This window comes from Pseudomonas sp. PvP100, assembly GCF_017833055.1.
Classification (GTDB): Bacteria; Pseudomonadota; Gammaproteobacteria; order Pseudomonadales; family Pseudomonadaceae; genus Aquipseudomonas; species Aquipseudomonas syringae.
This window is the reverse complement of the sequence record NZ_JAFIBO010000001.1, coordinates 2,865,601-2,887,791: the sequence shown is the minus strand read 5'-3', so window position 1 is coordinate 2,887,791 and position 22,191 is coordinate 2,865,601. Positions and strand designations below refer to the sequence as shown.

23 protein-coding genes are annotated in these 22,191 nt (G+C 59.1%); 15 read left to right on the top strand and 8 right to left on the bottom strand.

Features of this window, described 5'->3' with window-relative positions:
* The first annotated feature begins 1 nt into the window (after position 1).
* From JOE39_RS12290 to JOE39_RS12280, 4 genes are all read left to right on the top strand, one after another.
* Positions 2-733, top strand: a complete 732-nt coding sequence (locus tag JOE39_RS12290) for an adenosylcobinamide-GDP ribazoletransferase (RefSeq protein WP_046719131.1) — start codon at positions 2-4, stop codon at positions 731-733.
* A gap of 107 nt (positions 734-840) precedes the next feature.
* A complete protein-coding gene (locus JOE39_RS12285; RefSeq protein ID WP_162488815.1) occupies positions 841-2,040 on the top strand; it encodes an MFS transporter in 1,200 nt (399 codons plus the stop codon).
* Entirely contained in the window at positions 2,037-2,159 is a 123-nt protein-coding gene (locus JOE39_RS26475) for a hypothetical protein (RefSeq protein ID WP_003314627.1), read from the top strand. Before JOE39_RS12285 ends, JOE39_RS26475 begins: the two co-directional genes overlap by 4 nt.
* Positions 2,160-2,220: 61 nt before the next feature.
* Positions 2,221-2,772 (top strand): glutathione peroxidase, encoded by a 552-nt coding sequence (locus JOE39_RS12280; protein ID WP_003314628.1) that lies wholly within the window; start codon positions 2,221-2,223, stop codon positions 2,770-2,772.
* A gap of 258 nt (positions 2,773-3,030) precedes the next feature.
* Here the strand turns inward: JOE39_RS12280 and JOE39_RS12275 are convergent, their stop codons facing one another.
* From JOE39_RS12275 to JOE39_RS12265, 3 genes are all read right to left on the bottom strand, one after another.
* Positions 3,031-4,305 carry an outer membrane protein transport protein gene (locus JOE39_RS12275; RefSeq protein ID WP_003314629.1) on the bottom strand — a complete coding sequence of 425 codons (1,275 nt, stop codon included), beginning with the start codon at positions 4,303-4,305 and terminating at the stop codon, positions 3,031-3,033.
* A 248-nt stretch (positions 4,306-4,553) separates the two neighbouring features.
* A complete protein-coding gene (locus JOE39_RS12270; protein WP_002554588.1) occupies positions 4,554-4,772 on the bottom strand; it encodes a hypothetical protein in 219 nt (72 codons plus the stop codon).
* 481 nt (positions 4,773-5,253) lie between these two features.
* Positions 5,254-5,559 carry a hypothetical protein gene (locus JOE39_RS12265; RefSeq protein ID WP_003314630.1) on the bottom strand — a complete coding sequence of 102 codons (306 nt, stop codon included), beginning with the start codon at positions 5,557-5,559 and terminating at the stop codon, positions 5,254-5,256.
* A 752-nt stretch (positions 5,560-6,311) separates the two neighbouring features.
* Between JOE39_RS12265 and rmuC the strand changes: the two genes are divergently transcribed.
* Positions 6,312-7,676 (top strand): DNA recombination protein RmuC, encoded by a 1,365-nt coding sequence (rmuC, locus tag JOE39_RS12260; RefSeq protein WP_161420716.1) that lies wholly within the window; start codon positions 6,312-6,314, stop codon positions 7,674-7,676.
* A 200-nt stretch (positions 7,677-7,876) separates the two neighbouring features.
* Entirely contained in the window at positions 7,877-7,999 is a 123-nt protein-coding gene (locus JOE39_RS26540; protein WP_003418154.1) for a PA1414 family protein, read from the top strand.
* Positions 8,000-8,085: 86 nt separating this feature from the next.
* Here the strand turns inward: JOE39_RS26540 and JOE39_RS12255 are convergent, their stop codons facing one another.
* Positions 8,086-8,382: a hypothetical protein gene (locus tag JOE39_RS12255; RefSeq protein ID WP_003342779.1), complete on the bottom strand. Its 297-nt coding sequence runs from the start codon at positions 8,380-8,382 to the stop codon at positions 8,086-8,088.
* 225 nt (positions 8,383-8,607) lie between these two features.
* On the opposite strand from JOE39_RS12255, the gene JOE39_RS12250 reads away from it, so the two are divergent.
* Complete coding sequence (locus JOE39_RS12250) at positions 8,608-9,207, top strand: DTW domain-containing protein (protein WP_074908542.1); 600 nt, start codon at positions 8,608-8,610, stop codon at positions 9,205-9,207.
* 102 nt (positions 9,208-9,309) lie between these two features.
* Positions 9,310-10,269, top strand: coding sequence for a DMT family transporter (locus JOE39_RS12245; RefSeq protein WP_003314634.1), 960 nt, complete (start codon positions 9,310-9,312; stop codon positions 10,267-10,269).
* A gap of 20 nt (positions 10,270-10,289) precedes the next feature.
* Here the strand turns inward: JOE39_RS12245 and JOE39_RS12240 are convergent, their stop codons facing one another.
* Both JOE39_RS12240 and JOE39_RS12235 read right to left on the bottom strand, forming a co-directional pair.
* Positions 10,290-10,904 (bottom strand): NAD(P)H-dependent oxidoreductase, encoded by a 615-nt coding sequence (locus JOE39_RS12240; protein ID WP_003342771.1) that lies wholly within the window; start codon positions 10,902-10,904, stop codon positions 10,290-10,292.
* Positions 10,897-12,291 carry a class II fumarate hydratase gene (locus JOE39_RS12235; protein WP_003342769.1) on the bottom strand — a complete coding sequence of 465 codons (1,395 nt, stop codon included), beginning with the start codon at positions 12,289-12,291 and terminating at the stop codon, positions 10,897-10,899. The genes JOE39_RS12240 and JOE39_RS12235 overlap by 8 nt, the downstream gene beginning before the upstream one ends.
* A gap of 169 nt (positions 12,292-12,460) precedes the next feature.
* On the opposite strand from JOE39_RS12235, the gene JOE39_RS12230 reads away from it, so the two are divergent.
* The 7 genes from JOE39_RS12230 (at position 12,461) to JOE39_RS12200 (ending at position 20,278) form a co-directional block, all read left to right on the top strand.
* Positions 12,461-12,988 (top strand): DUF2059 domain-containing protein, encoded by a 528-nt coding sequence (locus tag JOE39_RS12230; RefSeq protein ID WP_003314637.1) that lies wholly within the window; start codon positions 12,461-12,463, stop codon positions 12,986-12,988.
* A 15-nt stretch (positions 12,989-13,003) separates the two neighbouring features.
* The gene (locus JOE39_RS12225) at positions 13,004-13,297 is read left to right on the top strand and encodes a BolA family protein (RefSeq protein WP_003314638.1); all 294 of its coding nucleotides are present in this window, start codon (positions 13,004-13,006) and stop codon (positions 13,295-13,297) included.
* 187 nt (positions 13,298-13,484) lie between these two features.
* On the top strand, positions 13,485-14,423 hold the full coding sequence (locus JOE39_RS12220) for a rhodanese-related sulfurtransferase (RefSeq protein WP_003424746.1): 939 nt from the start codon (positions 13,485-13,487) through the stop codon (positions 14,421-14,423).
* A 3-nt stretch (positions 14,424-14,426) separates the two neighbouring features.
* On the top strand, positions 14,427-15,059 hold the full coding sequence (locus JOE39_RS12215; protein ID WP_032661176.1) for a DsbA family protein: 633 nt from the start codon (positions 14,427-14,429) through the stop codon (positions 15,057-15,059).
* On the top strand, positions 15,052-16,878 hold the full coding sequence (locus tag JOE39_RS12210; RefSeq protein WP_024664254.1) for an ABC transporter ATP-binding protein: 1,827 nt from the start codon (positions 15,052-15,054) through the stop codon (positions 16,876-16,878). The genes JOE39_RS12215 and JOE39_RS12210 overlap by 8 nt, the downstream gene beginning before the upstream one ends.
* A 123-nt stretch (positions 16,879-17,001) precedes the next feature.
* Entirely contained in the window at positions 17,002-19,464 is a 2,463-nt protein-coding gene (locus JOE39_RS12205) for an EAL domain-containing protein (RefSeq protein WP_074908540.1), read from the top strand.
* A 31-nt stretch (positions 19,465-19,495) separates the two neighbouring features.
* Positions 19,496-20,278, top strand: coding sequence for an iron-containing redox enzyme family protein (locus JOE39_RS12200; protein ID WP_003393762.1), 783 nt, complete (start codon positions 19,496-19,498; stop codon positions 20,276-20,278).
* 27 nt (positions 20,279-20,305) lie between these two features.
* Here JOE39_RS12200 and JOE39_RS12195 read toward each other — a convergent pair whose 3' ends face one another.
* Together JOE39_RS12195 and JOE39_RS12190 are read right to left on the bottom strand one after the other, a co-directional pair.
* Positions 20,306-21,232 carry a GGDEF domain-containing protein gene (locus tag JOE39_RS12195; protein ID WP_003424751.1) on the bottom strand — a complete coding sequence of 309 codons (927 nt, stop codon included), beginning with the start codon at positions 21,230-21,232 and terminating at the stop codon, positions 20,306-20,308.
* Positions 21,233-21,439: 207 nt separating this feature from the next.
* Complete coding sequence (locus JOE39_RS12190; protein WP_024664255.1) at positions 21,440-22,180, bottom strand: YciK family oxidoreductase; 741 nt, start codon at positions 22,178-22,180, stop codon at positions 21,440-21,442.
* Positions 22,181-22,191: the final 11 nt, after the last annotated feature.

The following is a 22,191-nucleotide window of genomic DNA, read 5'->3' as shown; positions in this document are numbered from 1 at the left end:
GATGCTGCCGTTCTGGATCGCTCTGCAATTTCTCGGCAGCCTGCCGATCAGGCTGCCTGGTATGCCGCGTCCCGAAGAGCTGGGGCGTTCTTTGCTGTTCTACCCGTTGGTGGGGGCGGTGTTCGGCACACTGCTGCTGGGTTTCAACACGCTGCTCAGTGGTGCGCCGCTGATGCTGCACGCCGCGCTGGTACTCACTGCCTGGGTATTGCTCAGCGGCGGCCTGCATCTGGATGGTCTGGCCGACAGTGCTGACGCCTGGCTGGGCGGCTTCGGTGACCGTGAACGCACCTTGAAGATCATGAAAGATCCACGCAGCGGGCCTATCGCCGTGGTCACGCTGGTCTTGGTGCTGCTGCTCAAGTTTGCCGCGATTCTGGCGCTGATCGAGAGCCATGCCAGTGTCTGGCTGCTGTTGGCACCGGTGATCGGGCGCGCTGCCATGCTTGGGCTGTTTTTGGGGACGCCGTATGTGCGTTCCGGCGGGTTGGGGCAGGCGCTGGCCGATCACCTGCCGCGTGGCCCTGGACGCAAGGTTTTGCTCGCCACTGCCATTGCGTGCGTGCTGCTCGCCGGCTGGTCAGGGGTAATGGTATTGCTGGTCTGCGCCGCCTGCTTCTTCTGGTTGCGGCAGCTGATGATGCGACGTCTGGGCGGATGCACCGGTGATACAGCCGGGGCTTTGCTTGAGCTGCTGGAGTTGACGGTGCTGCTGACGCTGGCGCTGCTTTGAGACCCTGCGCATCGCTTTGTTGACAGCTTTTACCGGCAGCGCGTAGCTTCGCGAATCGCGGGTAAAACCATGTAACACAAAGCGCAGGGAGCTTAACCATGACATCGATCTGGCGTACCAGTGGCTGGGTTCTGCTGGGGAGTGCGCTGATTCTTGCGCTTTCGTTGGGCACGCGGCACGGCTTCGGTCTGTTTCTGGCACCCATGAGCGCCGAGTTTGGCTGGGGACGTGAAGTCTTTGCCTTTGCCATTGCCCTACAGAATCTGATGTGGGGCCTGGCACAGCCATTCGCCGGGGCGCTGGCCGATCGATTTGGTGCGGCGAAAGTCGTCTTCGTCGGCGGTGTACTGTATGCCGCAGGTCTGTTGTGCATGAGTACCGCCGATTCTTCCCTCAGCCTTTCATTGAGCGCCGGTCTGCTGATCGGTATCGGTCTGTCCGGCACATCGTTTTCGGTCATTCTGGGTGTCGTGGGGCGTGCGCTGCCTGCGGAAAAACGCAGTATGGGCATGGGGATCGCCAGCGCGGCCGGCTCATTCGGTCAGTTCGCCATGCTGCCCGGTACATTGGGTTTGATCAACTGGCTGGGCTGGTCCGGTGCCTTGCTGGTGCTGGGCGTGATGGTGGCGTTGATCCTGCCTTTGGTGGGTATGCTCAAGGATACGCCGAGCGTATCCACCGGCGTCGAATTGACCCTGGGCGAGGCGCTGCGTGAGGCGTGCTCGCATTCGGGGTTCTGGCTGTTGGCGCTGGGGTTCTTTGTCTGCGGCTTTCAAGTGGTGTTCATTGGCGTGCATTTGCCGGCCTATCTGGTGGATCAGCACTTGCCCGCCAAGGTCGGCACTACAGTGCTGGCCCTGATCGGCCTGTTCAATATCTTCGGCACCTACACAGCAGGCTGGCTGGGCGGGCGCATGTCCAAGCCCCGACTGCTGACCGTGCTTTACCTGTTGCGTGCGGTGGTGATCGTGATGTTTCTCTGGATACCCTTGAGCCAGACCACAGCGTATCTGTTCGGCGTGGCGATGGGCTTGCTGTGGTTGTCGACCGTGCCGCTGACCAACGGTACGGTCGCGACACTGTTCGGTGTGCGCAACCTGTCAATGCTGGGCGGCATTGTCTTCCTGTTTCACCAGCTAGGCGCCTTCCTCGGTGGCTGGCTGGGCGGGCTGGTGTATGACCGCACCGGTAGCTACGACCTGATCTGGCAAGTCTCGATACTGCTGAGTCTACTCGCCGCGGCGCTCAACTGGCCGGTGCGCGAGCGGCCGGTGGCACGATTGCAGGCGCAGGGCGGTCTGGCATGAGTCGGCGCTGGCCTCTGCTGGCGGCGCTGCTGGTGGGCGCCGTGGTGCTGGGATTGCTCTGGTGGGCCTGGCAGCATGTCGGGCTGGGCGCATTGCAATTGGGAATGGGCGCTTGCTAGGCAGACGCTCCTGCATGGGGTAGCGTGTCGGCAGACCAAAACAATATTCAGGGCCGCCATGATGAACATTCGCTTTTTTTCGATCCCTCTTTTGCTGCTGGCCATGAGCGGTGCTGCAATGGCCGCCGACTGCCCGCCGTTGCTGCAAGGCGAGTTGCCCAAGCTGCGCGCCAAGGAAAACATCGACCTGTGCAAGCGCTTTGCCGGCAAGCCGCTGGTGGTGGTCAATACTGCCAGCTTCTGCGGCTTCGCCCCGCAGTTCAAAGGCCTTGAAGCGCTGAGTCAGCGCTACAAGGGGCAGGGGCTCGAAGTATTGGGCGTGCCGTCCAATGACTTCAAACAGGAAGCCAAGGATGGTGAGGAGACTGCCAAGGTCTGCTACGTCAATTATGGCGTGACCTTCACCATGACCGAGCCGCAGGCCGTGCGCGGTGACGATGCGACCCATTTGTTCAAGGTGCTGGCCGAGCAAAGCAGTGCGCCGCGCTGGAACTTTTACAAGTACGTGGTCGATCGCCAGGGCAAGGTCATCGCCAACTTCTCCAGCATGACCAAGCCGGATGATCCTGAGCTGATCGCAGCCATTGAGAAGGCGATTGCGTCTAAGCCTTAGGGGGCAAAAAAGGGCGGCTTGAGTCTTGTCTGAATCGACCTGGCATCGCAGAGCCCTTGTGTGACGCGGAGCGCCACATAGAGGACGCAGAGCGTCCAGAACTGCATGCCGACGCTGAGCGTCGTCACGATAGTCAGTCAATGACGTGGAGTATCTGTGCGGTAGTCAATCAATGCAGATCTGAGCGCACCAGGCACGTACTAAAAAGCCCGCAACCATCACTGGTTGCGGGCTTTTTTTCAGCCTGGCAGTTGCTTATCAGAAGCGATAGGTAACCGAAGTGCCCAGGCCGTGAGCGGTGTTGCGGTAGTCGGCGCTGTACGAACCTTTGGTCGCGCTGGAGTCGCGGATCTTGGTTTCGTCTTCACGCAGGTACGAGTACGCCACGTCGATGGTCAGGTCGTCGGTCGGGCTCCAGCCTGCACCGAAGCTGATGATCTTGCGATCGCCCGTCGGGATGCGTGGGGAGCGGTTGACGTTGTTGGTCGGCGACTGATCAACGGAGAAGCCGGTGCGCAGCGTCCACTCTTTATTGACCTTGTACGAAGCACCGATGGCGTGGGCCCAGGTGTCGTGCCAGTTCTGTTCTTCGCTGATGGTGCCGATCGGCCCGGCAGAACCGCCCAGCAGGGCAGGGACGCCATCGTTGTTGACGGTGATGTCTTGCAGTCGGCTCCAGCGAGTCCAGGTACTGCCGGCATAGACCGTCCAGTTCTCGTCGATCTGCTGGGTGATGGAGAAGTCCACGGACTCAGGCGTGGAGATGTCCAGCGAAGCGTCATACTTCTGACCGCCGAAAGGACCGAAACCCGAACCTTCGATCTTGGTCTTGCCCTTGAGCTTGTAATCGACCTTGGAGTGGTAAGTCAGGCCCAGGCGAGTGGTGTCGGTAGCCTGCACCAAAATACCGGCATTGAAGCCGATTGCGGTGTCATCGCCTTCGATCTTCACCTTGCCGTCGTTACGGCCCGGTGTTGCGGCGTTCAATGTTGCCGAGGTCAGCTCGCCGTCGATACGGTTGATCGTCGGGCCGAAACCGATGGACACCTTGTCATTGAATGCATAGCTGACAGTCGGCTGGAAGGTCACGACCTGGACGTGACTCTTGTCACCCCAGTAGCGACCAGCGAAGCCTTTTTCGTAATCGGTGACCAGGCCGAACGGTACGTACACGCCCAGACCAAATGCCCAGTGATCATCGATTGGTTTGACGTAGTAGCCCATGGGTACGCCGACCACCGGAACCATATCGCCGTCGTTGCTGCCGCCAAATGTGCCACGGCCATTGTCGATATCGGTCTTGGCGATCACTGCCGCTGCACCCACGCTGATTTGTTCGCGTTTGATGCGGGACATACCGGCAGGGTTGCCGAATACGGTGCTTGCGTCATCGGCTGACGAGGAGCGACCTGCAAAGCCGGTGCCCATGCCGCTGATGCTTTGTTCGTTGAGGGCAAAGCCGGCAGCGAGCAGTTGAGAAGAGGCCAGACCCAGTGCGAGTCCAAGCGTTGTCCGGTTCAGTGCTTTTGTCATTATTTTCATTATTAGAACTCCTTGTTGTTCACCGGTCGAAAATTACCAACATTTTCGACGGCGCGCTATAGGCTGAGGAGCCCGATTTAGAGCTATTCTTGTAGGACAATCCTGCCGAAGGAGTAGGAACTTCGAATTAGCGCAGTTCCAGAGCCTTATCGTCGCATAATGACACTGTTATAAAGCGCGCATAAAAAAAGCTCCGCCTTTGCAGTGCGGGGCTTTTGGCTTGCGGTGCAACGTTTTCGTCAGGCGATGAGGGCCTGGCGGGTACGCTCGATCACGGCCTGCAGCGGTTCGGCGCTGGCGTACTGATCGGGGTACAGGCGTTCGCTGTGGCGGGCGATGCCATGTTCATTGACGATGGTGAAACTGAAGCAGCCTTTGCGAGCGGCCATGATCAGGCAGTTCATTGGGGCAAAAGCGTTGGTCAATGTGTGAATTGCATGTTGAGTCTGAGTATTCATATTCAAGGTGTTTCCTGAAGCAACACGGAACAATACCGTGCAAAAATAAAGATTCCAGTAAACGCGGGCCGACATTTGATACAAAAGCCTGGCTGGGCGGAGAACCTGACTGGAACAAAGACAGGCAGTTGAAGCGCGCTTTATCGTATGGCGCTCTGGCTGACCGGTAGGTACTTAGGAGGGCAGGCAACACAACAGGAGCAAAGGTTCTACGCTCCGGGTGAAGATCCTGATCAATTGCAGGCTGGTTGAAGCAGACCATGAGGGCCATGACTGCACTGTCACCCCAAATGGTGCATCAGTGCGAAAGGTTCATGTCTGGAAACCATCGAGGTGGTCGATCCCTTGTTGCCAACATTCTCGTCGCATGGAGGAGTGTCTGTCGGGGGACTTGTCGACCGGAATTGATTTTCAGCTTGGTACTAACGGCGGCGATATTACCCGCCTCATCTGGACATTGCAAGTGGCAGTGTATAAAACTTCACCAGTGCCCGGCCAATCTATAGATCAGTACGGTGATTGACGCAACCATCGAGCAGCCCAGCACGTAGGCGGTGACAGTAAGCCGCAGCGACCTGCGGCTTTCGATGGCGCGCATGATGTCGCCTGTCGCGTTGATGCGCCCGCTGCTCAGGTCACCGCAGATGATCAGCATCAGGGCGATCGCTGACAGCAGCACGCTGTAGGCGAACACGCCGCCGTCCGGGGGTGGCAGCACGATACTGACTGCCAGGGCGACGAAGCAAACAGCCAACAGCAGCAGGAAGAACTTGGCGATCTCCTTCATGGATTCCTTCACTGAATCGTTGGTTCATTAGGGTGGGGAGCATTTTTGGCAGTGCTTGGACCGCACTATGTGCAATTTGTCGCCTGTGTTGCTTTCATTGCCCTGAATAATGCGCAAAATGCCTCTTCATCGATGTCGAACCAGAAACCGAAAACTTGCTGAAAGCCTTGTATTCATTGAGAATGCGATGCGTTCGGGCGCGCAATAAATAATGCATGAAATGACCAAAAACGGCCTTGATGAGGAGTTGTGCACATTAGCGCCACAAGCTGCGACATCACTGTCACAAGCGAAGCTAAGGGTTTGATTTATGATGGTGAATTATTAAGTCAATGAAAAACATCGTTTTTTTTAGCTGGTGAAAAAATCGTCAGTTTGAGCGCAGGCCCCATGCTGCTTGCGTTTGCGGAAGTTAAAGGGAGGTTGTCCACTGAGTTATCCACAGCTTCTGTGGATTGTCCCGCGCAAATGTCCCCCTAATAGGGGCTGTGTGCCGTGCTGAAAGCGCGTACAATCCGTTTCCCCGATTTGCCCCCGCCTGTTGATCCCGTCTCACCCGAGATGATGTTTCTGCTGCATTATCACGCTCTACTCAATCTGCCGCTGGCCTTTATTATTCAGCCCGCATGGAGTCTTTAATGGCACTGGACCTGAACAGCCTGTTACTGGGGCTTGGCGCAGCAGCGTTGCCCTTGCTGGGCCTGCTTTGGCATCTGCAGCGCCGTCTGGCCGCTCGTCAGGCCGAGAGCGCGTTGCTCGATGAGCGTTTGAGCATGGCGCAAATGGCGCAGGAAGGTCTCAACGCCCAGCTGGATGCGTGCCGTGACGAGGTCAGCGACCTCAGTCAGGCCAATGCCGCCAAGCAGGCTGATCTGGCGGCTTTGCGCCGCGAGGTCGAGTTGTTGCGCCAGGAAAGCGATAACGCGCGCGAAACGGCACAGGACTGGAATCATGAGCGTGCCGCCAGAGAGGCAGAGTTGCGTCGCCTTGATGCGCAGTGTGCAGCGCTTAACGCTGAGCTGCGCGAACAGCAGGATGGCCATCAGCAGCGCCTGAACGATCTGCAGGGGTCCCGGGATGAGCTGCGCGCGCAGTTCGCTGAACTGGCGGGCAAGATTTTCGATGAGCGCGAGCAGCGCTTCGCCGAGACCAGCCAGCAGCAGCTGGGCCAATTGCTCACGCCGCTCAAGGAGCGTATCCAGTCGTTCGAAAAGCGTGTCGAGGAGAGTTACCAGAACGAAGCGCGCGAACGCTTTTCCCTGGCCAAGGAGCTGGAACGTCTGCAGCAGTTGAATCAGCGTTTGAGTGATGAGGCGACCAACCTGACACGCGCCTTGAAGGGGCAGAAGACCCAGGGCAACTGGGGCGAGCTGATCCTGGAGCGCGTGCTGGAGCATGCCGGGCTTGAAAAGGGCCGTGAGTACCAGACGCAAATCAGCCTCAAGGGGCCGGACGGCGAACGCTTTCAGCCTGACGTGTTGATCATGTTGCCGGGCGACAAGCAGGTGGTGGTCGACGCCAAGGTCAGCCTGACGGCCTACCAGCAATATGTGTCTGCCGATGACGAGGTCATTGGTCAGGCTGCGCTGAAGCAGCACGTACTGTCGTTGCGTAACCATGTCAAAGGCTTGTCGGGCAAGGATTATAAGCGTCTCGAAGGGCTTCATAGCCTGGATTTCGTTCTGCTCTTCGTGCCTATCGAGGCCGCTTTTTCTGCCGCCCTGCAGGCCGAGCCGAACCTCTTCCAGGAAGCCTTCGACCGCAACATCGTTATTGTCAGCCCCACTACCCTGCTGGCCACCTTGCGGGTGATTGACAGCCTCTGGAAGCAGGAGCGTCAGAGCCAGAACGCCCGTGAGATCGCCGAACGCGCAGGCTGGCTGTACGACAAGTTCGTATTGTTCATCCAGGATCTGGATGAGGTGGGCAACCGCCTGCAACAACTGGACAAGGCTTACTCGGCTGCGCGCAACAAGCTGACGGAAGGGCGTGGCAACCTGATCAGCCGCAGCGAGCAGCTCAAACTGCTGGGGGCGCGCGCCAGCAAGAGTCTGCCCGCCGATTTACTGGAACGGGCGATGACCGACGGCGATGGCCTGATCAGTCCGCCAGACTGAGTCTGGTCGACTCGTCGGCGTAATGTTCAGTAACAGGCCGTCCGTCGCAAAGACTAGAAGCGATCCTGCACAAATGTCACATTGGCTCCATCGGGAAAATTGTTTCTCGTTGCACTCGGCTAACAGTTCATTTGCTTCTATGATCTCTAGTGAGTGATGAGTACGGATCGACTGCCGAGTATTTCCCTCAAGGGGGCTCTATGAATAGCAAACTGCAAGAATGGCTCCACGATGTAGGCGTTGCATTGGGTCTGATAGAACGCCCAAAACTGCAGCCCATTCCGGTTCGTGCCGACGATGATCGTCGCCGCCAACGCCGGTAAGCCTCTCGCCTGACCCTGGCCACAGGGTAATGCGCATGTTGAATTTCGTCGGGGCGCACAGGGCGTCCCGATACAAGGGCCGGCTTTCAATGCTGATGCCCGTGCTTTTCCTCTGACTTTCCCGGTTCCTTTTTCAGCTCATGCAAAATCAGCTTGACGATGCTGTCCAGCGCAAACTGATCTGGTCTGGCGGTTGCCTGTCTTCTGATGGCTTCAGGGAGGGTGAAATCGAAGGCTTCCTCCAGCGCGCTGAAAAAGCGCTCGATATCCTCGTCATCAAGGGCCAGATCGGCGAGCGTTGCGTCATCCTGAATGGCGCTCTTGTCCACTAGAATGATACCCAGGGCGTCGAATACCTTTTGCCTGATCTCTTCGCGATTCATGAAAGCCCCTGATGTGGATCTTGTCAGATACAGCAGGCGTACTTCATTTCTCCAGCCCAGACCCATGAGGCTAGCTCAAATCGCCGTTGCGGCTGCGGATTGCTCCGCCGTTGGGAGGCTGATTTGTTTAAAATGCCTGGCTGTTCGACAGGCGGTTTGCGGCAACGCTGATTCATCGCGCAGTGCAGCCTCTTTAACCTTGTGAGATTGACCGAGTACCCATCGATGTCCCGCGCCCGTTGTGAACGTTGTCTGCGTCCTGCCACGCATTGTCTGTGCGCCCTGATTCCACAGCTGGACAGTCGCACGCGAGTGTTGATCCTGCAGCATCCCGATGAAGTCGGCCATGCCTTGAACACCGCCCGACTGGCCGCACTCGGTCTGGTCAATGCGCAGTTGTTGGTGGGTGAAGTGTTCGACGATCTGCAGCGGATTCTGAATCCGCCCGGTTATCAGCCTCGATTGCTGTTTCCGGGTGAGGCTGCGCAGACGCTGACGCCTTATGCGCAGGATTCACTGCCCACGCTGCTGGTCGTGCCGGATGGCACGTGGCGCAAGGCGCGCAAACTGCTGCATCTCAACCCCTTGCTCGCCGAGCTGCCAAGGGTGACGCCGGGCGACGTGCCTGTTTCGCGTTATCGCTTGCGCAAGGCGCCGGGCCCGGAGGCCTTGTCGACGCTCGAGGCCATCGTGCATACCTTGCAGACGCTGGAAGCACCCACCTCGTTCGAGGCGTTGCTGAAGCCGTTCGATGCGTTGATCGAAGGTCAGATTCAGGCCATGGGCAGTGAGACCTACCAGCGCAATCACGCCGGCCAGGAATAAGGAACACAATTCGCGCCGTTAACTGCACCCAGCTGTAACTGTTGCTTTGCCGATCAGCGCCTAGAATGAATGTTCTGTTTTAACCCTCTTGCGGAAGTTGCAATGCATATCTCGTCTGGTCGCTGGGTCTATGGCCTTTGTCTGTCACTGTTGACCGCGCTGCTGTGGGGCATTTTGCCGATCAAGCTCAAGCAGGTGCTGCAGGTGATGGATCCTGTGACAGTGACCTGGTTCCGCCTGGCTGTGTCTGGTGCGCTGTTGTTCATCTGGCTGGCGTCGGTCAAGCGCCTGCCCAGCTTCAAAGTGCTGGGGCGCAAGGGCAGGGTGCTGGTCGGGCTGGCTGTGTTCGGTCTGGTCGGCAACTATGTGCTGTACCTCATTGGCTTGCGCCTGCTGAGTCCGGGCACCACGCAATTGCTGGTTCAGGTCGGTCCGATTTTTCTGCTGATCAGCAGCATCTTTCTGTTCAAGGAGCGTTTCAGTCTGGGGCAGGGCATCGGCCTGATGGTACTGCTGGTGGGCTTCGGATTCTTTTTCAATCAGCGTCTGGTGGAGCTTTTCACCTCGTTGGGTGACTACACCCTGGGCGTGCTGGTGGTGCTCCTGGCCTCGACCATATGGACGTTTTACGGGCTGAGTCAGAAGCAGCTCCTGACGGTATGGAATTCGCTGCAGGTGATGATGGTGATCTACCTGTTTTGCGCGTTGTTGCTCACGCCGTGGGCGCACCCTGCCGAAGCGTTGCTGTTGAGCCCGTTGCAAGGCTGGCTGCTGCTGGCCTGCTGTCTGAACACGCTGGTGGCCTATGGTGCCTTCGCCGAAGCGCTGGCGCACTGGGAGGCTTCGCGGGTCAGTGCGACGTTGGCGCTGACGCCCCTGGTCACGCTAACCGCCGTGGCGGTTGCCGCCTGGCTGTGGCCGGATTACGTGCTAGCTGAAGAGTTGAACATGCTGGGATACGGCGGTGCGCTGCTGGTGGTGGCCGGGTCGGCGCTGACTGCGCTTGGCCCTTCGCTGGTCGCCGGCCTCAGGGCGCGCAAGGCGCGGCTTGCGCAGGCCTGACGTGCGGGTGGTAGGGCAGATCAGCGCCTGCCCAGCCCCTGCGCCTGAATAATCCATTCCTGGCGCTGCTGTTCGCTGGCGCTGTGTACCGGGGCAAACTCGGTCAGGCGTTTGGTCTTGATCCCGCAAAAGCCGAGTATGGTCCGCACCATCTGGCGGTGCGCCGGCGCGCCGTAAATCCATTTAAAGTAGCGCGGCGGCGTGTCCATGGCGACCAGCAGTTCCGCCGTCCGGCCGCGAAGCAGTTCATTGGATGAGTGCTTGCGGCCATGCACCTTGAACGCAAACCCGGGTGTCAGTACCCGGTCGAAAAAGCCAGTCAGCAAGGCAGGCAAGCCGCCCCACCAAACCGGGTAGACGAAGACCAGATGCTCGGCCCAGTGGATCTGACGCTGGGCTTCGAGCAGGTCGGGCTCAAGGGTCTGAGTCTGATCGTAGCCGTTGTGCAGAATCGGATCGAAGTCCAGTTCGCCCAGCTTGATGACCCGCACCACGTGCCCTTCGCCACGCGCGGTCTGCGCATAGGCGTCACCCAGGGCGTGACAGAAACTGATGGCCTTCGGCGTGCCGTAGACCATCAGGATTCGTTTGCCATTACCTTCCAGTGGCGTTGCGCCGCTTCTGGCATCAGCCATTACTGCCTGCCTCGAGCATTTTGTCCGGCCGCACCCAGGCGTCGAACTCTTCATCGGTCAGGTAACCCAGCGCCAATGCCGCCTCGCGCAAGGTCAGACCTTCGGTGTAGGCTTTCTTGGCAATCTGCGCCGACTTGTCATAGCCGATATGCGGATTGAGGGCGGTGACCAGCATCAGGCCGCGCTCCAGGTGCTCGGCCATTTTTTCGCCATCCGGCTCCATGCCCGCGATGCAGTGCTCGTTGAAATTGCTGCAGCCATCGGCCAGCAGGCGAATCGACTGCAGAACGTTATGAATGATCACCGGCTTGTACACGTTCAGTTGCAGGTGACCCTGACTGGCGGCAAAACCGATGGTCACGTCGTTGCCCATGACCTGGCAGGCCAGCATCGACAAGGCCTCGCACTGGGTCGGATTGACCTTGCCGGGCATGATCGAACTGCCTGGCTCATTGGCAGGCAGTCTGACTTCTGCCAGCCCGGCACGTGGGCCTGAGCCCAGCAGGCGCAGGTCGTTGGCGATTTTCATCAGCGTACCGGCCAGCGTCTTCAATGCGCCGGACAGCGCAGCAAGTGGCTCATGACCGGCCAGCGCGGCGAACTTGTTGGGGGCGGTGACGAATGGCAGGCCTGAGAGCGCGGCCAGTTCTGCGGCAATGGCCTCGGCAAACCCTTTGGGTGCATTGAGCCCGGTGCCGACTGCTGTACCGCCCTGAGCCAGCTCGTAGACGGCGGGCAGAGCGGCGCGAATGGCTTTTTCCGCGTAATCGAGTTGCGCGACAAATCCCGACAGCTCCTGGCCGAAGGTGATCGGCGTCGCATCCATCATGTGCGTGCGCCCGGTCTTGACCAGCTTCATGTGCCGCGCCGCCTGTTCGGCCAGACCGCTGGACAATTCGGCAATGGCGGGCAGCAGTTGCTCCTTGACCGCCTGGGCAGTGGCGATGTGCATGGCTGTCGGGAAGCAGTCGTTGGAGCTTTGCGAGCGATTGACATGATCGTTGGGATGGACTGGCGACTTGCCGCCACGACCTTGGCCAGCCAGCTCGTTGGCGCGGCCAGCGATCACCTCGTTGACGTTCATGTTGCTCTGCGTGCCACTGCCGGTCTGCCAGACCACCAGCGGAAATTGCGCGTCATGCTGACCGTCGAGCACTTCGTCGGCGGCCTGCTCGATCAGGCGGGCGATATCGGCAGGCAGATCGCCATTTCGGTCGTTGACCCGTGCGGCGGCTTTCTTGATCAGTGTCAGCGCGTGCAGGACGGGCAGCGGCATTCGCTGGTCGCCAATCGCAAAATTGATCAGTGAGCGTTGGGTCTGCGCGCCCCAGTAGGCATCTTCGGGGACTTCGATCGGGCCAATGCTGTCGGTTTCGGTGCGGCTCACTGGTCTTACTCCTTTAAGTACGTTGCAGGGTTAGGTGTCCATATGCCCACAGGGTTCCCGCGCAGTGCTTTTTAACCGCTGGGTGAACCGGGGGTTGAGCCAAAAGCCCAGATAAGCGCAGAATGGTCGGCCCTGGGGTAATGCCTCGTTTGCTAGATAAGGAAACTCGATGACCCGTCTTCGTGCCATTTGTACCGCGGTAGCCCTGGTCTGTGCCAGCGGCCAGGTTTTCGCCGACACCGCCAGTCACAACGCGAGCGCCGAAACGTTCCTGAAGCTTGCCAACGCCGATCGCCTGGGCGCTCCGGTCTACGCTCAGGTTCAGCAGATGTTCGCTCAGCGTTTTGCTGAAACCAAGGCACCTGCGTCGAAAAAAGCCCTGCTTGAAACTTATCAGGCCAAGGCCAATACCGCTCTGGACCAAGCCATTGGCTGGAACAAGCTCAAGCCTGAGATGGTCAAGCTCTACACCGCCAACTTCACCGAAAGCGAGCTGAAGGATCTGGTTGCGTTCTACCAGTCTCCACTGGGCAAGAAAGTGATGACCAAGATGCCTGAGCTGGCTCAGCAGTCGGCCCAGTTGACCCAGAGCAAGCTGGAAAGCGCTGTTCCGGTCGTCAACAAGCTGCTGGCTGACATGACTGCCGAACTGGAACCTGCCAAGGCAGCTGCTCCGGCTCCGGCCAAAAAGCCCTGACAGGCGATTTCCATCATGACCATGCAACAACGAATCGAGTCGGCGCTTGCGCTGCTGCAACCGCACCACCTGCAAGTGCTCGACGAGAGTCATATGCACAGTCGTGGTCAGCAGACCCATTACAAGGCTGTTCTGGTCAGTGATCAGTTTCAGGGCCTGAACTCGGTCAAGCGGCACCAGAAGGTTTACGCCACGCTGGGCCCGCTCATGGGCGAGTTTCATGCGCTGGCGCTGCACACGTACACGCCTGAAGAATGGTCGAAGATCGGTGCAGCGCCTGCTTCGCCGACCTGTGCCGGCGGGCATTGATCAGGGCTTTTTACTGATCCGGCCCCCTTGCCGGGGCGATTGACCCGCCGAGCTGCCTGCTGTACTCCGGTTTTTGCTAGAATCCGCACCGCGCCGCCTGGCCGGTGCGTTTTTTTGGTCCGCAATTTTTTACCCGGTAGGCCCTTTGCGAGGGTCGCCACTGGAGAGATACATGACTCAAGAGCCGATGACTCAGCCGATCGTCGTGGCTGCGCTGTACAAGTTCGTTACCCTCAGCGATTACGTGGAACTGCGCGAGCCGCTGTTGCAGGCGATGATCGACAACGGCATCAAGGGCACGCTGTTGATCGCCGACGAGGGCATCAACGGCACGGTGTCCGGCAGTCGCGAAGGCATCGATGGCCTGATGGCGTGGTTGAAGAACGACCCGCGCCTGGTCGACATCGACCACAAGGAATCCTACTGCGACGAGCAGCCGTTCTATCGCACCAAGGTCAAGCTCAAGAAAGAGATCGTGACCCTGGGCGTGGAAGGCGTCGACCCGAACAAGAGCGTCGGTACGTACGTAGAGGCCAAGGACTGGAACGACCTGATCAGCGATCCCGAAGTGCTGCTGATCGATACTCGTAACGATTACGAAGTCTCGATCGGCACCTTCGAGGGCGCCATCGATCCGAAAACCACGTCGTTTCGAGAGTTTCCGGAATACATCAAGGCGCATTTCGACCCGGCAGTACACAAGAAAGTCGCCATGTTCTGCACCGGTGGCATCCGCTGCGAAAAAGCGTCGAGTTACATGCTCGGCGAGGGCTTCGAAGAGGTCTATCACCTCAAGGGCGGCATTCTCAAGTATCTGGAAGAGGTCCCTGAGCAGGAAAGTCACTGGCGCGGCGAGTGTTTCGTGTTCGACAATCGGGTCACGGTGCGACACGACCTGACCGAAGGCGATTATGATCAGTGCCACGCCTGCCGCACGCCCATCAGTGCCGAGGACCGCGCCAGCGAGCATTACTCGCCGGGCGTCAGCTGCCCGCATTGCTGGGATTCGCTGAGCGAGAAGACGCGTCGCAGCGCCATCGACCGGCAAAAGCAGATCGAACTGGCCAAGGCACGTAACCAGCCTCATCCGATCGGTCGCAACTATCGTTTACCCTCCGAGGCCTGAGCCATGTCTGCCCGCCTGATCTATGTCATGGACCCGATGTGTTCCTGGTGCTGGGGCTTTGCCCCGGTTGCCGACGCGTTGGTGCAACAGGCTCGGGCGGCGGGCGTGCCGCTGCATCTGGTGATGGGCGGGCTGCGCTCCGAAGGTGCGGCGCTGGAGCCTGCCAAACGTCGTTACATTCTTGAACACTGGCAGGCGGTCGAAGAGGCCACCGGCCAGCCATTTCGTCGCGAAGGTGCGCTGCCGGAAGGGTTTGTCTACGACACTACACCTGCCTGCCTGGCCGTTACTGCGGCACGGCAGTTGGACCCGGATCGCGCCTGGGAGCTGGTCGGACTGATTCAGCGGGCTTTCTATAGCGAAGCCCGTGACGTAACGCGTCCGTCATTGCTGGCTGAGCTCGCGGAGCAGACGGGGCTGTCGCGTCAGGCATTTGCCGATGAGTTTGAAAGTCCTCAGCGGCAAGCGGCCACCGCTGCCGATTTTGCCTGGGCACAGGATCTGGGCATTGCCGGCTTCCCGACCCTGCTGGCCGAGCGCAATGGTCAGCTGGCGCTGCTGACCAACGGTTATCAGCCACTGAGCAGCCTTTCGCCCTTGCTGGGTCGATGGCTGGAGCGTGCAGCCAGTGCATGATGAGGTGACTGAGGCTGCCCGACCGTCGCACGCCACGCGCAGCGATGCATTGAGCTGGGCCGAGATCCGTCGTCTCGCCTTGCGGCATAAAAAGTCCCTGTGGCTGGCCAACGGTGTCGCGGTGCTGGCCACACTGTGCAGTGTGCCTATCCCGTTGCTGCTGCCGTTGCTGGTCGACGAGGTGTTGCTGGGCCGTGGCGATGCTGCGCTCAAGGTCATGGATCACCTGCTGCCTGGCAGTTGGCAAAAGGCGGCGGGCTACATTGGCCTGATGCTGTCGTTAACGCTGGTGCTGCGGGTCGGAGCGCTGGTGTTCAATGTGTTGCAGGCGCGGCTGTTCGCCGGGCTGGCCAAGGACATCGTCTATCGTATCCGGCTGCGGCTGATCGAGCGGCTCAAGCGCATTTCCCTGCGTGAATACGAAAGCCTGGGAAGCGGCACGGTGACCACGCACCTGGTCACCGATCTGGATACGCTGGACAAGTTCGTCGGTGAAACCCTCAGTCGTCTGCTGGTGGCCACGCTGACCCTGGCAGGCACCGCGGGCATTCTGATGTGGATGCACTGGAAGCTGGCACTGCTGATTATGCTATTCAACCCGCTGGTCATCCTGCTCACGGTAAAACTGGGCAAGCGCGTCAAGCACCTCAAGAAGCTGGAGAACGACAGCACGTCGCGGTTCACCCAGGCGCTGAGCGAGACGCTGGATGCGATTCAGGAAGTCAGGGCAGGGAACCGACAAGGCTTCTTTCTGGGGCGCCTGGGCGTGCGTGCGCAGGAAGTGCGTGACTACGCAATCAATTCACAATGGAAAAGCGACGCCTCGGGCCGTGCCAGCGGGCTGCTGTTCCAGTTCGGTATCGATATCTTTCGCGCCGCGGCAATGCTTACCGTGTTGTTCTCGGACCTGTCCATTGGGCAGATGCTCGCGGTGTTCAGCTACCTGTGGTTCATGATGACGCCGGTGGAGCAACTGCTGAACCTGCAATACGCCTATTACGCAGCCGGCGGAGCTCTGACGCGCATCAACGAGCTGCTGGCGCGTGCCGACGAGCCGCAATATGCCGGTGGCACTGACCCGTTCGAGGGCAAGGAAACAGTAGGGGTCGAAGTGCGTGGCCTGACTTTCGGCTATGGCGAAGACCTGGTGCTGGACCAGTTGAACCTGAACATCGCGCCGGGAGAAAAGGTCGCCATTGTCGGTGCCAGCGGCGGCGGCAAGAGCACCCTGGTGCAGTTGCTGCTCGGGCTCTATACGGCCCGTACCGGGGTGATCCGTTTTGGCGGCGTCAGCCAGCAGGATATTGGCCTGGAGACCGTGCGTGAGAACGTCGCCGTGGTGCTGCAGCATCCGGCCCTGTTCAATGACACCGTACGCGCCAACCTGACCATGGGCCGTGACTGCAGCGATGAAGACTGCTGGCGCGCGCTGGAGGTTGCGCAACTCGACCCTGCGATCCGCGATCTGCCACAAGGTCTGGACAGCGTTGTCGGACGCTCCGGGGTCAGAATGTCGGGTGGCCAGCGCCAGCGCATGGCCATCGCGCGCATGGTGCTGTCCGACCCCAAAGTGGTGATCCTCGATGAGGCCACCTCGGCGCTGGACGCTGCCACCGAGTACAACCTGCATCAGGCGCTCGCACGTTTTCTACGCAGCCGCACGACGCTGATCATTGCCCATCGCCTGTCGGCCGTGAAGCAGGCTGACCGGGTGCTGGTGTTCGATGGCGGGCGTATTGTTGAAGACGGTGACCATCAGCAGTTGATTGCCGAAGGAGGTCTGTACGCCAAACTGTACGGACATCTGCAACAAATCTGATGTGCGAAGCCTCGATCAGCGCACCGGTTGGCTCGATTGCGGGAGAATCACCTGCCATCACGGGCGAATTTAGCCTAGTCTCTGCGCTAGACGTTTATTCAGGCATGTGGTGACGTGAAACCCATGAAGCAAGCATGGACCTTCTCCAAGCCCCGTCTGTTGGGCATCGTGTGGCCTTTCATTGCCGTCGCCCTGTTTCAGGCGTTGCTGGGGTGCGTCAGTCTCTACACCATGTCTGCGGTACGCAGCTATGTGGCGGGGGAGAGCCTCTGGTCCAAGGGGCAGAAGGACGCCATTCACTACCTGAGCCTGTACGCCAGCCGTCACGATGAGCGTGACTACCTCAAGTATCAAAAAGCCTTTTCCGTACCTCAGGGCGGCCAGGCGCTACGCAAAGCCCTTGATCAGCCCAACCCGTCGCTGGCCGATGCCAGAAGTGGAATCATTCAAGGCGGCAATCACCCGGACGATGTAAACGGCATCATCTGGATGTACATGAATTTCCATAGCTTCAGCTTCATGAAGCAGGTCATCCATTTCTGGGAAGTGGGTGACGGCTACCTCATGCAGCTCGACGAGCTTGCGCGGCATATTCATGAGCGGGTCGGGCAGGGCGCTGTGAGCGCCGCCGAGGTCGATCAATGGCGCGAGCAGATCAATGTGATCGATGAAGGCGTAACGCCTGCTGCGCGCGCTTTCAGTGATGCACTGGGCGAAGGCTCCAGGCTGATCCTCAACCTGTTGATAGCGGTCAACCTGGTCACCGCCGTGTTACTGATTCTCTTGGCGCTGCTGCGGGTGCGACGTCTGATCGTTCAGCGGCGTGTATTTGCCGATGCCCTGCAACTGGAGAAGGAGCGCGCACAGATCACGCTGGAGTCTATCGGCGACGGGGTGATCACCATCGATGTGGCCGGCGCCATTGTTTACATGAACCCTGCCGCAGAGGGCCTCACCCATTGGAAAAGTACTCAGGCCAGCGGGCTTCCTCTGGCTGCACTGTTCAATCTGCTGGATGAAAACGATCAGAAGGACCAGTCAACGCTGGTCGAGCAGATCATCACCGGCAAACTCAAGGGCGGCAGCGCCAACAGCAAGCTGATTCAGCGGCTTGATGGCAGCACGGTGTCGGTCGCGCTGGTAGGTACGCCGATCTACACCGAAGGCGTGATCAGTGGTGCGGTGCTGGTGCTGCATGACATGACCCAGGAGCAGCAGTACATCGCCGATCTGTCCTGGCAGGCTGCCCATGATCCGCTGACGGGGCTGGTCAACCGCAGTGAATTCGAACGCCGCTTGCAGCGAGTGCTCGATGAAGACTGCGGTCAGGGCCGCAGCCACTGCCTGATGTTTCTCGATCTGGATCAGTTCAAGCTGGTCAATGATACCGGTGGCCATGCGGCGGGTGATGAGCTATTGCGTCAGCTTTGCCGGGCCTTGCCGCAGGGTTTGCGTGACGGCGACACGCTGGCCCGGCTGGGAGGTGACGAATTCGGTGTGTTGTTGGTCGATTGTCCCGCCGAAACGGCGCTCGATATTGCCGAGGCGTTGCGCGAGGCGGTGCAGCGTCTGCATTTCATGTGGAAAGGCCGGCCATTCATGGCTACCGTCAGTATTGGCCTGGTGCACCTCGGCGACACGCCGGCGTCTCTGGAAGGATCATTGTCGGCCGCTGACATGGCTTGCTATATGGCCAAGGAAAGAGGTCGCAATCGGGTCCAGGCCTACAGTGTGGATGATCTGACGCTGTCGATGCGTTTTGGCGAGATGGCCTGGATACAGCGCCTGCATATGGCCATGGACGAGAATCGCTTTTGCCTTTATGCGCAGGAAATCGCTTCGATACAGGGCGAGGCGGGTGAAGTACGACACATTGAAATCCTCCTGCGCCTGCGCGACGAATCCGGGCGAATGGTCGTCCCGGACAATTTCATTCCGGCCGCCGAGCGCTACGGACTCATGACCACCCTGGATCGCTGGGTGGTACACAATGTGTTCAAAGTCATAGCTCAGTGCCAGAGTGATGATCGGCATCAGGTGCCACAGGCGCTATGTGCTATAAATTTGTCAGGATCGAGTATCGGGGATGATACGTTCCTCGAATACCTGAAACAGCAATTCGAGACGTTTGCCGTATCGCCCGGGATGATCTGCTTCGAGATCACCGAGACCAGTGCGATTGCCGACCTGCAAAGTGCGATCAGATTCATCAACGAGTTGAAGGGATTGGGCTGTCAGTTTTCCCTTGATGATTTCTGCTCGGGCATGTCGTCCTTTGCCTATCTCAAGCATTTGCCGGTGGATTTCCTGAAGATCGATGGCAGTTTTGTAAAGGACATGCTCGACAACCCGATCAACAAGGCGATGGTCGAGGTGATCAACAATATCGGCCATGTCATGGGCAAACGCACCATTGCGGAGTACGTTGAGACGCCGCAGATCGAAGCTGCGTTGCAGGAAATGGGCGTGGATTTTGCACAGGGCTATCTGATTTCCCGCCCTGAATTGTTCACTTGCGAGAGTCTTTATATTCAGCCCGTACGGCCTGACCCCCTGATGTTCGGCGCGCCAGGAACGCTACGTTAATCAGTTGAAACCCTCATAAGGAGATACCCCAGTGATCGACGCTTTCGAAAGAACCGGTCCGCTCATGGAAGCCAGCAGTTATCCGGCCTGGGCGCAGCATTTGATCAAGGATTGCAGCGCTGCAAAAGCGCGGGTGGTCGAGCACGAGTTGTACCAGCAAATGCGTGACGCGAAGTTGAGTCCGCAGATCATGCGTCACTACCTGATCGGCGGGTGGCCAGTCGTCGAGCAGTTTGCGGTGTACATGGCCAAGAATCTCACCAAGACCCGTTTCGGTCGTCACCCGGGTGAAGACATGGCGCGCCGCTGGCTGATGCGCAATATCCGTGTCGAACTCAATCATGCCGACTACTGGGTGAACTGGTGTGCGGCCCATGAAGTGACGCTTGAAGACTTGCACGATCAGCGGGTAGCGCCCGAGTTGCACGCGCTGAGCCACTGGTGCTGGCAGACCAGCTCGTCAGATTCGCTGGCCGTGGCGATGGCGGCTACCAACTACGCCATTGAGGGGGCGACCGGCGAATGGTCGGCCGTGGTCTGCTCCAGCGGTGTGTACGCCGAAGCCTTTCCTGAAGAGACACGCAAGAAAGCCATGAAGTGGCTCAAGATGCATGCACAGTACGACGACGCGCACCCTTGGGAGGCGCTCGAGATTATTTGTACGTTGGTGGGTAACAAGCCGAGTGTGCAATTGCAGGCCGAGCTGCGTCAGGCCGTTACCAAAAGCTACGACTATATGTACCTTTTTCTTGAGCGTTGCATGCAGCTGGACAGGGTCAAGCCGCGAGGACGTGTTGCCGCGCTGGAGGCATAAGGACGGGCGAGACTGCGGGAGAGAGTGCTAGCTTGCCATGGCGATACGATTGCGGCCTTCGCGCTTGGCGACGTACAGAGCATTGTCCGCACGACGCAGCAGGCTGTCGGCTGTTTCAGTCGGCAGCAGTGTCGAGCAACCCAGGCTGACAGTCATGGTCAATGCCGGGCTAAGCTCGCGAAACTCTAGATTTCGCACGGCCTGGCACAGACGCTGACCAATCAGCTCGGCAGAATCGGCGCCAGTGTTGGAAAGAATCACCACGAACTCTTCACCGCCATAGCGGAACACCCGGTCGATATTGCGCAGTTGTGCCTTAAGGCTCTGCGCGACGGTCTTCAGCACATCGTCACCGGTGTGATGACCGTATTCATCATTCACTTTCTTGAAGTGGTCGATATCCAGCATCAGCAGGGACAAGGGTTGCTTGTGGCGACGTGAAATCTCGATTTCGCGGGCCAGGCTCTGATCCATGGCGATGCGATTGCCGGTGCTGGTCAGCGGGTCACGCAGGGCAGTCTGGGTAGCAATGCGGTACAGCAGCGCATTCAGCAACGGGTACACCAGGCACACCAGCAGGGATTCGAGGTCGCTCAGTTGCCGCGTATCGAATGGCCTGGAGCCCTGAAACTCAAGTTCGCCGATGCATTTGCCTTCGTGACGCAGATGAAAACTGGCGCTGTCGGATGACATCTCGCCCAGACGCAGGTGCAAGTCGCTTTCGATATGTCGATACATCAGACCGCTCAATGGCAGGAACCGTTGTACGCCTTGAAAGAACAGGGTCAGTATCCGCTCGGCTTCCAGACTGGTCTGCAATTGTCGCCCAAGCTGATAGATCAGCTCGGGCAGTGACGGGGGGGGAAGCACGGCGTCAGGTCGATTTCTAAAACCCAGGCGCTGCAGTTCAGCCGTATCGAAATCGATTGCATGGGTCTGGGTAGGAAAATTCATCTCTTCGCTCCTCAGCACATATTGCTGGCTTGGCTGGGTTAGAGGGGACGTGGTGCCATTCGGTTCATTTTTGGCCAGACTTATTAAAATCAGTGGTTTAGCTGACGCCATCTCTCTGACAGTGGCCCCGGATCGGCAATTCCTTGACTTAAAAAGCCGCTCGAAACAGCCTTTGTGACGGTTTTTCGTCACAACGGCCTTTTCCCTTCACTGGGCATTCAATGCCTGCCCGTTGATGCCTTTGCTGTCCGGCCCCATCAGGTACAGATAGACCGGCATGATCTCTTCAGGTGCCGGATTGTTCTGCGGGTTTTCATCAGGGTAGGCCTGCGCGCGCATGCCGGTCCGGGTCGCGCCGGGGTTGATGCTGTTGGCGCGGACCGTGCTGACGCCTTCCAGCTCGTCAGCGAGGGTTTGCATCAGACCTTCGGTGGCAAACTTCGACACGCCGTAAGCGCCCCATTGTGCGCGCCCTTTGCGGCCCACGCTGCTGGAGGTGAAGGCTATCGATGCATCCTCCGAACGCTGAAGCAGCGGCAGCAGTGCCTGGGTGAGCATGAAGGTGGCGTTGACGTTGACGTGCATGACCTCCATGAAGTCTTCGCCGGGCAGGTGCTCCACTGAGGTACGCGGGCCGATGATCGAGGCGTTGTGCAGCAGCCCGTCAAGACGGCCGACTGTGCGCTCGATCATGGTCGCCAGCGCTTGATACTGCGCAGGGTCGGCGCTTTGCAGATCGAAGGGTATGACCAACGGCTGCGGCTGGCCTGCTGCCTTTATCTCGTCATGGACCTGCGCCAGGCTGGCTTCGGTCCTGCCCAGCAGCAGGACGGTGGCGCCATGCGCTGCGTAGGCTTTGGCGGCTGCGGCACCGATGCCGCGAGCGGCGCCAGTGACCAGAATGATCCGGCCCTTGAGCAGTTCCGGGTGCGCGGAGTAATCAAACATGTAAAGCCTCG